Origin of the sequence: Caballeronia sp. LZ034LL, from assembly GCF_031451215.1 — a bacterium.
Classification (GTDB): domain Bacteria; phylum Pseudomonadota; class Gammaproteobacteria; order Burkholderiales; family Burkholderiaceae; genus Caballeronia.
This window is the reverse complement of the sequence record NZ_JARUXR010000002.1, coordinates 1,402,811-1,415,846: the sequence shown is the minus strand read 5'-3', so window position 1 is coordinate 1,415,846 and position 13,036 is coordinate 1,402,811. Positions and strand designations below refer to the sequence as shown.

The 13,036-nt window shown below is 60.0% G+C and carries 10 protein-coding genes; 7 read left to right on the top strand and 3 right to left on the bottom strand.

Annotated features, from left to right (window positions below; translation table 11 throughout):
- Nucleotide 1: 1 nt before the first annotated feature.
- The 3 genes from QCE83_RS20960 to QCE83_RS20950 all read right to left on the bottom strand — a co-directional run bounded on the left by QCE83_RS20960 (nt 2) and on the right by QCE83_RS20950 (nt 2,308).
- Nucleotides 2-883, bottom strand: coding sequence for a nucleotidyl transferase AbiEii/AbiGii toxin family protein (locus QCE83_RS20960; protein ID WP_309815273.1), 882 nt, complete (start codon nt 881-883; stop codon nt 2-4).
- Entirely contained in the window at nt 861-1,877 is a 1,017-nt protein-coding gene (locus QCE83_RS20955) for a type IV toxin-antitoxin system AbiEi family antitoxin (RefSeq protein ID WP_309815270.1), read from the bottom strand. The genes QCE83_RS20960 and QCE83_RS20955 overlap by 23 nt, the downstream gene beginning before the upstream one ends.
- Before the next feature lie 110 nt (nt 1,878-1,987).
- Nucleotides 1,988-2,308 (bottom strand): pyrimidine/purine nucleoside phosphorylase, encoded by a 321-nt coding sequence (locus QCE83_RS20950; protein WP_309815546.1) that lies wholly within the window; start codon nt 2,306-2,308, stop codon nt 1,988-1,990.
- Nucleotides 2,309-2,906: 598 nt separating this feature from the next.
- On the opposite strand from QCE83_RS20950, the gene QCE83_RS20945 reads away from it, so the two are divergent.
- From QCE83_RS20945 to QCE83_RS20915, 7 genes are all read left to right on the top strand, one after another.
- Nucleotides 2,907-3,959: a glycosyltransferase gene (locus tag QCE83_RS20945; RefSeq protein ID WP_309815266.1), complete on the top strand. Its 1,053-nt coding sequence runs from the start codon at nt 2,907-2,909 to the stop codon at nt 3,957-3,959.
- 267 nt (nt 3,960-4,226) lie between these two features.
- Complete coding sequence (gene tviB / locus QCE83_RS20940) at nt 4,227-5,504, top strand: Vi polysaccharide biosynthesis UDP-N-acetylglucosamine C-6 dehydrogenase TviB (RefSeq protein WP_309815543.1); 1,278 nt, start codon at nt 4,227-4,229, stop codon at nt 5,502-5,504.
- Nucleotides 5,505-5,678: 174 nt separating this feature from the next.
- A complete protein-coding gene (locus tag QCE83_RS20935) occupies nt 5,679-7,925 on the top strand; it encodes a polysaccharide biosynthesis tyrosine autokinase (protein ID WP_309815264.1) in 2,247 nt (748 codons plus the stop codon).
- 79 nt (nt 7,926-8,004) lie between these two features.
- Nucleotides 8,005-9,042, top strand: a complete 1,038-nt coding sequence (locus QCE83_RS20930) for an NAD-dependent epimerase/dehydratase family protein (RefSeq protein WP_309815540.1) — start codon at nt 8,005-8,007, stop codon at nt 9,040-9,042.
- Between the two features lie 107 nt (nt 9,043-9,149).
- Nucleotides 9,150-10,304 carry a glycosyltransferase family 4 protein gene (locus QCE83_RS20925; protein WP_309815261.1) on the top strand — a complete coding sequence of 385 codons (1,155 nt, stop codon included), beginning with the start codon at nt 9,150-9,152 and terminating at the stop codon, nt 10,302-10,304.
- Entirely contained in the window at nt 10,301-11,557 is a 1,257-nt protein-coding gene (locus tag QCE83_RS20920; protein ID WP_309815258.1) for a hypothetical protein, read from the top strand. Before QCE83_RS20925 ends, QCE83_RS20920 begins: the two co-directional genes overlap by 4 nt.
- Nucleotides 11,554-12,669: a glycosyltransferase family 4 protein gene (locus QCE83_RS20915; protein ID WP_309815255.1), complete on the top strand. Its 1,116-nt coding sequence runs from the start codon at nt 11,554-11,556 to the stop codon at nt 12,667-12,669. The genes QCE83_RS20920 and QCE83_RS20915 overlap by 4 nt, the downstream gene beginning before the upstream one ends.
- The last annotated feature ends 367 nt before the right edge of the window (nt 12,670-13,036 follow it).

Here is a 13,036-nt window from a genome sequence, read left to right as displayed (position 1 = left end):
GCTAGAGGGCGTCGCGCAGCGCATCGCGGAACGCGTGGAAGAGGGCGGCGATCCGCTCCGAGGTGTCGTCTTCGAAGACCGGCATGCGCGCGCCGAGCATGTGGGCGAGGATCGGCGGTGCGGGATCGTCGCTGCGCAGGATCGCGAGCATCCGCGCGCGCACTTCACCCGCGGCGAGCGCCGCCGTGTCGCGGCCCAGCAAGGCGGCGCCGGCGATGTCCGGATCGTGCCCGTGGCGCTCGACGAGATCGAAGGCATCGGAATAGAGGCGGTCGAGATTGCCGGCCTGCGCGTAGCGCGCCATCAGGAACAACAGGTCGATGGCGTCCTTGCGGTCGGACGCGTGCCGGTCCTGCCAGGCGATGATCTTCAGCATTGCCTGCGCGGGCAGCGACGCCACCGGCACGACGAGATCCGCCGCGATGCGCACGGGCAGCGCCGCATCGAGCGCCTGGCGGAAGCCCGCGACGTTCATGCGCACTGACTGATCCGGCGGCCACGCAATCTCGCCGCGTGCGTCCTGTACGCCGCCGAACGGCACGATATCCAGCCAGCTGCGCTCGCCGGTGTGCGGCGTCCTGAAGTTCAGCCGATGCGCCGAGCCTTTCGGCGCGTCGAAGTGGCCCGAAGCGATCAGCGTGTTGCGCAGCGCCTCATGGCCGGTCCAGCTTCGGATCGAAATGCCAATGTCGACGTCGGCAGTGGCGCGGGCTGCCTCGATGTCGTGGATGTGCGTGAGCAGGAGGTCGCGCGCGCTGGCGCCGCCGACGAACCACGCGATGCCGTTGACCGCCGACGCGGCGACGACTTCGCGCAGCATTGCCGAAATCGGCACGGCGAGCGGCCGATGCGGCAGCAGCTCAAGCGGCAAGATAGCGTTCACGCAGCATCCCGGCGGCTTCGATATTTCGCGGGTCGCCGCTCGCGACCAGATCGGCATAGACGAGCAGCGGCTCGACCACGTTCGGCGGCAGTCCCTCGACAGGCGCGAGCTTGACCGGCGCGCGCAGGAACTCGACGTTGCCCGCCGGATCGGGCCGCAACCGCGCCTGCATGACCCATTCGCGCGGCACGGTTTCCGTGCAGTAGGCGGTCACGCGCGCGGGTTTCAGATAGTCGGTGAGGATCGCGGCGGCCGGTTCGCCGCCGAACTGGCATTGGCCCGGGAGATCGGGCGCGTCGCGCCACCAGTCGTTCGAATCGGCACGATAGCGCCCCAGCACGAGCGATTCACGCAGTTGCCGCGGATAGAGTGTGACCCATTCGTCGATCAGCCGCTCGCGGTCGGCGAACTGCAGGCCGCGCGCATCGGGGCGCTCGAACACATCCCGATGGTCGACGAGCGCGCGCACCGCATTCTGCACGGTGCCGTGGCTGACGCCCGCGCGCTGCGCGATGTCCCGATAGCTGCGCTCCAGCAACGACGGGCTGACGAGCAGGGCGAGCGCGACGCGAAGGGTCGATTTCGTCCATGTCTTCGAGCGGCGCGCCTGGCTCCCGGCTACGCGTGGGCGGCCTGAGACGATCACGACGCAGTTGTCCTCGACGAGGCTCGCGTTGCCCGCGAGATCGAGCGCGTCGACCTGCATTTCGCGGCAAGCCTGGATCATGTTGGGAGAGAGATGCGTGGTGACGAGCGCCGACTTTGCGCCATCCAACGTGTCGATAGCCGACAACGCGCTATATCTGTCGACGATTTCACGCACGATCACACGCCGCTTGAAACGCGCCGTGCCGACACGGAATTCGATGGCGCCGTCATGGCCGCCGCGCGCCGGCGCTTTCGCGGAGCGTGCGGCGAGGCCGGTCGCGGCGCTGAAGGCGGCGGCGGCGGCTTCGATCATTTGCTCCGGGTGGCGGTCGGCGCGGGGCGGCATGGAGAAACTCGTTTGTCCAATTTATGCGATTGTACACGAAACGTGGACGAAAAATAAAATTGGACAATTGAACTCGCACGTGCGGTTCAACTCCTTCCGGCCGCCTTGCATCAGAGATAACTGCAGACGTAATCGAGCGTTTCGATAACCTCGATATCGAAGCGGCTCGCGCCGGGCACCGAGAACGATTCGCCCGCGCCGTACGCTTTCCACTCGTCGCTGCCGGCGAGGCGGATGCGGCATTTGCCGGCTTGCACTTCCATGAGCTCAGGGGCGTCGGTGCCGAAGTTGAGCGTGCCCGGCAGGATCACGCCGAGTGTCTTTTTCGAGCCGTCGGAAAAAAGCACGGTGTGTGACACACATTTGCCATCGAAATAGACATTGGCGCGTTTGATAACGGAAACCTGATCGAATTGCGTTGTGCCTGTCATGGCGATCTTTCCTCGAAGTCTTCGGATGTCGATGTGGTGCGCCGGAATGGGCGGATTTTCATTCAAGCAGAGGGGTTGCCATGATACAGCGTGCGAATTGCGATACGCCTATCGTTAGATTAATCGCACTACAAGAGGATTTTGACGCGGATCTGTCGTGCGGGAGACAAGTGATTCGCTCAGCCAATCAAACGCGCTGAGTGCGCGCGAACGGCCGGACGTGAGTTTGATTCGCCAGTGGAATACGTCAAACGTCCTACTATTCTTACCCTGTTCGCTAGTGTGCGCGGTCGCACATAGCGAATATGCACGTCCTAATAGCATTCTTCCGGACAGTGGATGGGCGGGAAAAGAATTAAATACCGAATTGACTTTCAGACGCTTAGTAATCCAGAGATATACGTTAGACGTAAAAGGCAGCTATCGCTTGTCGTTCGAATCTTTCGTCCGTAAACGCATAAAAGTTACGGACTACCACGAATCGTGACGCCATCGTCGGAGTCGAGGAAAAATGCTTAACCTTGCGTTTGGCTTCACTTGCTCCTTTCTGATCATCTTTCTTATAGTGCGAAGCGCAGGTAAACACGCATTGTTTTCCATGGACGGCGATTTGCACAGTGTTCAGAAGAATCACGTCTACGCTGTGCCGCGTATCGGTGGAATTGGAATCGCATGTGCGGCGGCCGCCGCTACCATTGCGGAACCGCTGTGGGCTACCGGTTCGAATTACGCGTCGCTATTGCTTCTGCTTTGCGCCGTTCCGGCGTTTGCCAGCGGCGTGGCGGAAGATGTCACCAAGCTCGTCTCGCCGCGAATCAGACTTCTTTGTGCATTCGCATCGGCATTGATGGCCTGCCTGCTGCTCAATGCCGTCGTGACGCGCGTGGACGTGCCGATGATCGATCAATGGTTGCGAGTTCTGCCCCTCGGAATCGGCTTCACCATGCTCGGCACCGCAGGGCTCACCAATGCGGTGAATATCATTGACGGATTTAATGGCCTTGCGTCCGTCGTGGCCATGATGATTTTCGGGTCGATCGGTTATGTCGCCTATCAAGTGAACGACTGGCCGATTATGAGCATGGCGCTCACCATGGTCGGGGCTCTTGGCGGCTTCGTACTCTGGAATTTCCCGACACCGTCCGTGTTTCTGGGTGATGGCGGTGCCTATTTTCTCGGCTTCATTATGGCCGAGCTTCTCGTCCTGTTGATTGCACGCCACCCGAACGTCCCTGTGTGGTACGCAGTATCAATAGCGATTTACCCTGTCTTCGAAACGCTTTTCTCGATTTATCGGCGGCGCATTCTGCATGGCAAGCCAGCCGACGAACCCGATCGACTTCACCTGCACTCTCTGGTGTACCGGCGTATTGCCCGACGCGGCCATGACCCGGCGAATCTCCGCCAGAAGACACTTCGAAACTCTTACACGTCGATTTACATGTGGGCGTTGAGTGTCATTGGAATCGGCCCGGCAACGTTATTCTGGGACAGCCGATTCGCGACGTTTGGTGCGAGCGTGCTGTTTGTGCTCGCCTACACGCGTCTCTACATTGCAATCGTCCGACTCAGGACGCCCCGCTGGCTTCTGTTCCCAGGGCACCAACACACCAGGGTGACCACTCCCGACGTCGAACAGTCGCGTCATTGAGATAGCGCCGGTACGGGGAGACAGGCGTAACGCTGCTTCAACGAACACGTGTCACGAGCGCGCCACAGCCGCCTTGCGCACGGATGGCCGCAGCGTACATCGGGAGCGGCAGCAGTTCGAACTCGAAATCCGCATGTGGATGGTCGGTTTTTCGCCAGCGCAATAGAGGGAGTTCCGTTTCTGGGTCTGTGTAGATATCAATCCGGCGGAGCGAGCCACGCTGCGTCGAGATTCGCAACGCACGTCGCCAACATGGAAGGAAGATCAATGTACACACCGAAAGATATCCGGCTCGCCGTGATTGGTCTGGGCTACGTAGGTTTGCCGCTCGCAGTGGAGTTCAGCAAGCATCGACCCGTCGTCGGCTTCGATATCAACCGGGCGCGCGTTGCGGCGCTGCGACAAGGGCACGACTTTACGCTGGAAGTGAGCGACGAGGAACTTGCGGCCGCCGTGCAATTGACACCCACCAGCGAGGCCGAAGACCTTCGCGATTGCAATGTCTATATCGCAACGGTGCCGACGCCGATCGATCAGTACAAGCGGCCGGACCTCACGTATCTCCTCGGCGCGAGCGAAACCATCGGGCGCGTGCTCAAGAAGGGCGACATCGTGATTTACGAATCGACCGTCTACCCTGGCGCGACTGAAGAGGAATGTGTTCCCGTCATCGAACGGACGTCCGGTCTCAAGTTCAATGTGGATTTCTTCGTCGGATACAGCCCGGAGCGGATCAATCCCGGCGACAAGGAACATCGCATTGCGGACATCAGAAAGGTGACTTCCGGATCGACGCCTGAAGTTGCCGAGACCGTCGATTCGCTCTATCGGGAAATCATCACCGCGGGTACGTTCAAGGCGCCCAGCATTCGCGTGGCGGAAGCCGCCAAAGTCATCGAAAACACACAACGCGACGTCAACATCGCGCTCATCAACGAGCTGTCGATCATCTTCAACAAGATGGGTATCGATACGGAAGCCGTGCTTCAGGCGGCGGGCACCAAATGGAATTTTCTGCCGTTCAGGCCGGGTCTGGTCGGCGGTCACTGCATAGGCGTCGACCCGTACTATCTCACGCACAAGGCGCAGGCGATCGGCTACCACCCGGAGATCATCCTCGCGGGGCGACGGCTCAACGACAGCATGGGAAGCTATGTGGTGTCGCAGCTTCTGAAGGCGCTGACGGGTCACCGTATCGCCATTGCCGGCGCGAGAGTATTGATCATGGGGCTGAGCTTCAAGGAGAACTGCCCCGACCTCCGTAACACGCGCGTCGTCGACATCATCCACGCGCTGAAGGAATACAGCCTCGACGTCGATGTCTGGGACCCTTGGGTATCGAAAGAGGAAGCAAGCCACGAGTACGGCCTCGAACTTGTCGACAGCCCGAATGCCGGCGCCTATGACGCGATCGTCGTCGCGGTTGCCCATCGCGAGTTTGCCCGTCTCGGAGCGGACGCACTGCATGCCTACGGAAAGTCCACGCACGTTCTGTATGACCTGAAATACGTGCTCGCGCGCGAAGCAAGCGATTTGCGCCTGTAGTCGGCGCGGCGTGGCGCAGCGAGGGAAGGATTGCTTTACGGAGGGTGGTGCGACCGACATGGATCGATGTTGGCCGACCCACCTTCACCGTTTCCCCGAGGTGGAAGGTCGCCGGACGGTGTCGGCGATGAGGAGCGACTGCTAGCGCAGTGCGCACGTGACCAGAGAGTTTTCATGAAGCCAAAAGACCACCAGAACACGCAGATGCGCGGGAATACATTGGACGTGCCGGATCTCGGCGCAATAGTCGCGACGGTTATCGACCACCGATGGATGATCGGCATCACCACGGCAATATTCATGCTGATCGGGGCATGCTATGCGTTCCTTGCGCCTCCCGTTTATCGCGCAGACATCCTCATTCAGATCGACGACAGCAGTGCTCCGTCCTATTCCGGATCGAAAAATTTGCTGGCTGACGCGACGAGTCTGTTCAACACGAAGTCTTCGGCGGAATCCGAGTTGCAGATCCTCGGTTCGAAAATGATCGTTGCGCGTGCAGTGGACGCGCTCAAGCTGTATATCAAGGCGACCCCGCACTATTTCCCGCTCGTCGGGCGCTGGTTCGCGCGTCATAGCGACGACCTGCCGCGACCAAGCTTCGTCGGCACCGATGGATTCGCCTGGGGAGGCGAATCCATCGACGTCGGCAAGTTCGATGTTCCCAGGAAGCTGGAAGGTTCTGCGTATAAGGTCACGATATTGTCGGAAGGGCAATATCATTTGAGCGGTCCAGGGCTCGAACAACCCATAAGCGGGAAAGTCGGTGTCGAAGAACAATTCGCAACACCGACGGGCACGATCAGCCTCTTCGTCAAGAAGATGGTCGGGCCGGAAGGCGTCACGTTCGACCTCGTGCGAAATTCGAGGCAGTTGACGATCGAAGCGTTGCAGCAACAACTCAGGATCAGTCAGGAGGGCAACAAGTCGAATGTTCTGAGTGCGTCGCTGGAAGGCACCGATCCCCTCTTGCTGAGTGCGACGATCAACGAAATTGGCACGGGATATGTGTTGCAGAGCGCGGAACGAAAGGCGGCGAGTGCGGAAGAGTCGCTGCACTTTCTCGAACAGCGTCTGCCGGCGGCGCAAAGGCAGATGGAGCAGGCTGAATCGAACTATACGAATTACCGGAATCAAAATACGCTTGTCGACCTCAGCGAAGCAAGCAAGGTGATCTTGACGCAAGCCGCCGCTGCAGACGCGCAACTCCTGGCGCTGCAGCAGCGGCGTCAGGAGCTGGAGGCGCATTTCGGCAGCGGGCATCCGGATGTGATCGCCATCAAGAAGAAAATTGCATTGGTCGAGGAACATATCGATGAACTTACCGCGCGCCAGAAGGAAATGCCGATAGCGGAACAGAACTCGATGCGCCTGATGCGCGATGTGCGAATGAATACCGATCTGTATTCCGCGCTCCGGATCAACATGGAGGAACTGCGTCTTATCAAGGCCGGGAAGGTCGGTACGGCACAGCTGATCGATCTGGCAGAGGTTCCCGAACGTCCGGTCAAGCCAATCAAGATGCTCGTGCTGGCGGCGTTTACCGTGCTCGGCGCACTGGTCGGCGTCGTGCTCGCGCTAGGCCGGGTCGCGCTTCTGCGTGGCGTGACGGATCCGCGCGAAGTCGAGAAGCTGACTGGCGTGAGCGTATTCGCAACCATCCCGCAAAGCGAGCGACAGAACGAACTGGCGAGATTGATCTCGGCGAAGGCCTCCGGTCAGCTCGTGCTCGCATCCCGCTATCCGATGGACCCGACGGTCGAGTGTCTGCGCGTTCTGCGCTCGGCGCTGCAGCATGCATTGAGCAATGCGCGCAACAATATCGTGTTGCTTGCAGGCCCGCTGCCCGGCATCGGGAAATCATTTCTGTCGGCCAATCTCGCGACGGTGCTCGCGGCTGGCGGAAAGCGGGTTCTGGTGGTCGATGGCGATCTTCGCAAAGGGCACTTGAATCAATACTTCGGCTTGCCGCGCGGTCGGGGCCTTGCCGATGTGCTCAGCAAGCGCGAGTCGTTCAAAAACGTCGTTCACCGCGGGGTGTTCGCGAATCTCGACGTCTTGCAGGCCGGGTCGGTGCCGGAGAACCCCGACGAGTTGTTGCTCAACAGCGGCTTCGAAGACGTGATGAACCACATGTCGACCGAGTATGACATCGTGCTGCTCGATGCTCCCGCCATTCTCGCTGTGTCCGATGCGGGCATCATGGCTCCGTTCGCAGGTTCGATCTTCCTGGTAGCGCGCGTCGGCGACACGCGCCTTGTCGAGATAGAGGAATCGGTCAAGCGGTTCGCGCAGACCGGCGCGGCAGTGAGCGGTGTGCTGCTGAACGGCCTCAGGTTGCACGGCACGAGCCATGCACAGGCACGACGGCAAGGAAGTTACACGTACACCGACTATTACCAGCAGTCGGACAAGATCTGACGTGTCGCGCTCGAGAGATCGGGATGACTCCAGAAATATCGACTGACAACGCCATGATTCCTTTGTCCGGAGGGTTGTGATGCCTGACCACTATGATTCGATCCGCGAGCGCCTCGTACAGGATCCGAGAAGGTGGCTCGTCACCGGTGTGGCAGGCTTTATCGGCTCCAATCTGCTGGAGAACCTGCTCAGGCTGGACCAGCACGTGGTCGGTCTCGATAACTTCTCGACCGGTTATCAGCGCAATCTCGACGAGGTGCGCGCGCTCGTCACTCCGCTGCAATGGAGTCGGTTCGAGTTCATCGAAGGGGATATCCGCCGTTTCGACGACTGCGTCGCCGCCGTGAAGAACGTCGATCACGTACTGCACGAGGCCGCGCTCGGTTCCGTACCGCGCTCCCTGCAGGATCCGATCGCAACGCACGAGGTCAATATCAGCGGCTTCCTGAACCTGCTGGTTGCCGCACGGGACGCCGCGGTATCCAGCTTCACTTATGCAGCATCGAGTTCCACTTACGGCGATCATCCCGATCTGCCGAAACTCGAAGACCGCATTGGCCAGCCGCTATCGCCTTACGCCGTAACGAAGTATGCCAACGAACTCTATGCGGCGGTGTTCGCCCGCAGCTACGGATTCGACACGATCGGGCTGCGCTATTTCAATGTATTCGGTAGACGCCAGGACCCTGATGGCGCGTACGCGGCAGTCATCCCGAAGTGGATCGCAGCGATGATCCAGGGCTCCGAGGTCGTGATTCACGGTGACGGCGAAACGAGCCGGGACTTCTGCCCTGTCGATAACGTCGTGCAGGCCAATATTCTTGCCGCGTGCTCGGACGCCACGGCGAGAAACCAGGTCTATAACGTCGCCGTGGGAGATCGGACGACGCTCAACGAGCTCTTCGTGAAATTGAAGGAGGAACTCGTTGAGAACGGCGTGGCGTGTGGGCTGCGTCCGGTGTACGGACCCTTTCGAGCAGGCGATGTGCGGCATTCGCAGGCTAGCGTCGACAAGGCCGAGCGCCTGCTTGGTTATGGGCATAAGATCCGGCTGGCCGAAGGTATCGCGCGCGCGATGCCCTGGTACATCCAGCTCGTCGCAGAGAGCACGAGTTGATGGTGTTGCAACTCCAGGCTGCAGACCCGGATGCCGCGACGAACCGTTCTTGCCGGGAGTGAGCGCTTTGACCATGTACATGCACGAGCTGCGAGGATGAAGGCGCCATGAAACTCCTGATCGTCATCTACTCCCTGCAGCACGGGGGCGCGGAGCGCGTGGTTGCCAACCTGTCGGCCCTTTGGTCCGCGCGCGGCGATGAGGTCACCGTGGCGACGCTGGCATCGAAAGCGACGGATTTCTATGTGCTGGACCCATCCATCAGGCGCCTTTCACTTGAAGTCGCGGGCGAGTCGATTGGAGTGGGAAATGCGCTTGTCGCAAACCTGCGTCGGATCCTGGCGTTACGGCGCGTTTTACGACGTGTCGAACCGGATATCGTGATCGGCGTCGAGACCACAGCCTCGCTCTTGTCGATTTTCGCGAGCCGGGGGCTGCGTTGCAAAGTGATCGCGACCGAGCATATTCATCCGCCCATGATGCCGCTGGGCCGCGTCTGGACGACGGTGCGCCGCTATGCGTATCCGTCCGCCGACCACGTCGTCGCGTTGACCGAAAAAACCAGGGCGTGGCTGGAGCAGCACTGCCGTTGCAAGAACGTGAAGGTTATTCCGAACGCGGTTTCGCTGCCGATTCCTGTATTCGATCCCGTTCTCGAGCCGGAATCGATTGTCGTGCCGGGACGTCGGATGCTTCTGGCAGCAGGACGATTTACCACGCAGAAGGGCTTTGATTGCCTGATTGCCGCCTTCTCGCAGATCGCGACCGACCAGCCGCAATGGGATCTGGTCATCCTGGGCGACGGCGCGGCGCGGAGTGCGCTCGAGCGGCAGATCGCCGACGCTGGGCTCGAGCGCCGCGTATTCATGCCGGGCCAGGTCGGTAACGTGGCGCAGTGGTATGCGCGCGCGGACTTGTACGTCATGAGCTCGCGTTTCGAAGGCTTTCCCATGACGCTGCTGGAAGCGATGGCGAGCGGTTGCGCGGTAGTGAGCTACGACTGCGATACCGGACCGCGAGATCTCATCAAACACGGGGAAAACGGCTTGCTGGTGGAACCGGTCGGTGATGCGACCAGCCTGGCGCGCGCCTTGTCGGAGCTCATGACGAATGGTGACGAGCGCGTTCGTCTGGCATCGAACGCGCGCGATGTCGCGGGTGCGTTCTCGCCCGTCAGAACGCTCAGGATGTGGTACGACCTGTTCGCCGAAGCCGGCGTGCAAGATGTAGCGTGCCGCGCCGATCAGTGGGTGAGCAAGTGAGTGCGATCAATTCGGTGTACCCGCCAACCGCGAAGAGACACGTTGTTTTCGAGCTTGTCTTCTCGATCCTGATTTTCCTGTTCGTGACGTTCTACTGGATGGGAAAGGAGCCGGGGTCGTTCGTGGGTGTGTCATTTCCGTATGACATCTCCTATGTAGTCATCGGGATCGGCACCCTGTGCGGCGTGCTGTCCTTCATACAGGGCAGGCTGAAATTTTCGACGAAGCAACTCGCGTTTATCGGGCTGTTGATACTGGCGCCGCTTCCCGGACTCTTCGGCATGATGTTCGCTCATCCGGAGTTGTCGGAATGGCGTAACTACATCGGCCAGGACATGGTGCGGAATACCTATCTGGGCTTCCGGCCCGTGACCATGCAGGCGGGAATGTTCCTTTTCTGCGCGCCGATGTTCGCGCGTTTTCTCGGCAGGCCGATGCTGATTGCCATCACGCTTGCGGTCGGCCTTCATATCGTCTGGGGCCTCGCGCAGGTGCTATACCCGATCAACGAGCATCTGATCGATCGCCTCCCGATCGTCGCCGTCGGACCGTGCTCCGCCGGTGGAGATTGCAGGCGCACCGTGCGGGCGGTCGGACTCATGCCGAACCCGTTCTTTTTCTCCTTCCTGCTCTTTTCTTATGCCGCGTTGTTCATTCGACGATGGGACGGCTGGCAAGGAAAGATTGGATTGATTCTTTCCTGCCTTTCCATTAGTCGTTCATTCATGATCGCGGCGTCGATCGTCCTGCTGTCGAGGCTGAACTGGCGCAACATCCTGCTCATCGTGGTGCTGGTGATCGGACCGCTCTATTTTGCGTCCAACATCGTGATGCCCATATGGGACGCGCGCATGTCGGGCGATATCAGCTACGAGAGCCGCTCTTCGACGAACGCCCTGGCGCTCGACGAGTTCTTCGTGAACGGTAACCTGTTCGGACTCGGCTTCGAACCTCGCTATTACACCGATTCCACCCTGGCGAGCCTGTTGCTCGGTGGCGGGCTTGCTTCCGTGGTGATCTATGTCGTCGGCTGGCTTTACCTTTTTTCCAGTTGGCGCGAATCGGTAGAACCGAAGGAGCGGCGGGTCGTCGTGGCCTTCACCCTGGCATTTTTCGTCTCGCAAATGCTGGTGGGAGGCGCTGACGCGCAGCCGGGAGAGTTGTTGTTCTTTATTGCGTACTGGCGCGCATACCTGGACGCAGCGGAGTCACACCATAACGACATGGCCCATGCGGCTGCGGACATCCCATGAAGATCATCCTGCTCATCAGCGCAATGCAGGACGGCGGCGCCGAGAGCGTCGCGTCGACTCTCGTCAATGCATGGGCCGAGAGGGGCGACTCGGTGACGCTCATTGCGACGTTTTCAGGAAGAGGGAAGTGTAATTTCGCGATCTCGGAGAAAGTCAGCTTCGTCTATCTGGCGGACCGGGTGAAGTCGCGCGGTGGCCGAATTCTTTCGGTCTTCAGCCGCCTGAGGGCGCTCCGTTCGCTCATTCGGGAGATCGATGCGGATGTGCTGGTGTCGTTTCTGGCTAACGTGAATGTCTCGTCAATTGTGGCCTCGCGAGGCCTCGGTGTTCCGATCATCGTCTGTGAGCATACGAATCCGCTCGCCGATCGTCGTGCACTGCATTGGAGGCTTCTCTGCCGCTGGATCTACCCAAGGGCAAATCTTCTTACGCTTCTTACCCACGGGGTGGTGGAGCCTTTCAGACGGCTCGTCCCCGGCATCAAGCACATCGCGGTCATGCCGAATCCGGTGCCCGAAGGCTTGTTTTCAGAAAGGCGCGGGACACCGGTGATGTCGGATCGAAAGCGCCTGATCTCGCTGGGACGTTTGCATCCGTGCAAGCAATTCGAGTTGTTGATCGGTGCGTTCGCGTCGATCGCCGATGAATTCAAAGACTGGGATCTGTGGATCTGGGGCGAAGGGCAAGAGCGTGCGAAGCTCGAAGCCCAGATCCGGCAGTCGCAGTTGCGCGGCCGAATCTTCTTGCCCGGCAGAACACTTACGCCCTGGAGGGAAATGGCCGCGGCGCAGGCCTTCGCGTTGTCATCGAGCCATGAAGGCTTGCCGATGGCGATGATGGAGTGCATGGCGATTGGCCTGCCGATCGTCGCGTTCGATTGCCCGAGTGGCCCGCGCGAATTGACTCGGAATGGTCAGGATGGACTTCTGGTTCCGCCGGGAGACACGCGCGCGCTGGCTACGGCGTTACGACGACTTCTGTCGGATGAGACACTGCGTCAGGAACTGGGACAAAGAGCGGCGGTATCGGTGCGAGAACGCTATTCGCTCGGAACGATCCTGCGCATGTGGGACGAGTTGTTCGTTCAGGTTGGCGCGAGCGCACGCCAATGAACCATGGCAAGCCGTGGTGCGCTCAACGCGGTGTGCGGTTGCGCGTTCTTTCCATAACACGCTTTGCGCGACGCGCCTGTCGTCGATGTTTCGGCAACATCAGAATGTCAAATACGGCGAGTAAAGCAAGAGCTACGACCGCCAGAATAACGACGCCTCCGGCGATAAAGAAAATAGTCATACGCATCGACTCACGAGAATGGCGAAGAGGTAATTCCACTCGCCTTGAGAATGCTCACGGTTCTCGTGCGAGTGAGCTACGAACGGGGAGTTTGAGCATTCACGTTCAAACCAGAATAGCGCACGAAACATGAAGCGTTCAAATGCCACAGCATCTGAGTGAATTGGACGGAGGATCGACGGATGG

What these genes read in the sequence shown, in the direction of transcription:
- QCE83_RS20955 (WP_309815270.1), bottom strand. Translation starts at nt 1,877, where the DNA reads ATGCCGCCCCGCGCCGACCGCCACCCGGAGCAAATGATCGAAGCCGCC.
- QCE83_RS20945 (WP_309815266.1), top strand. Translation starts at nt 2,907, where the DNA reads ATGGACGGCGATTTGCACAGTGTTCAGAAGAATCACGTCTACGCTGTG.
- tviB (WP_309815543.1), top strand. Translation starts at nt 4,227, where the DNA reads ATGTACACACCGAAAGATATCCGGCTCGCCGTGATTGGTCTGGGCTAC.
- QCE83_RS20950 (WP_309815546.1), bottom strand. Translation starts at nt 2,308, where the DNA reads ATGACAGGCACAACGCAATTCGATCAGGTTTCCGTTATCAAACGCGCC.
- QCE83_RS20915 (WP_309815255.1), top strand. Translation starts at nt 11,554, where the DNA reads ATGAAGATCATCCTGCTCATCAGCGCAATGCAGGACGGCGGCGCCGAG.
- QCE83_RS20930 (WP_309815540.1), top strand. Translation starts at nt 8,005, where the DNA reads ATGCCTGACCACTATGATTCGATCCGCGAGCGCCTCGTACAGGATCCG.
- QCE83_RS20925 (WP_309815261.1), top strand. Translation starts at nt 9,150, where the DNA reads ATGAAACTCCTGATCGTCATCTACTCCCTGCAGCACGGGGGCGCGGAG.
- QCE83_RS20935 (WP_309815264.1), top strand. Translation starts at nt 5,679, where the DNA reads ATGAAGCCAAAAGACCACCAGAACACGCAGATGCGCGGGAATACATTG.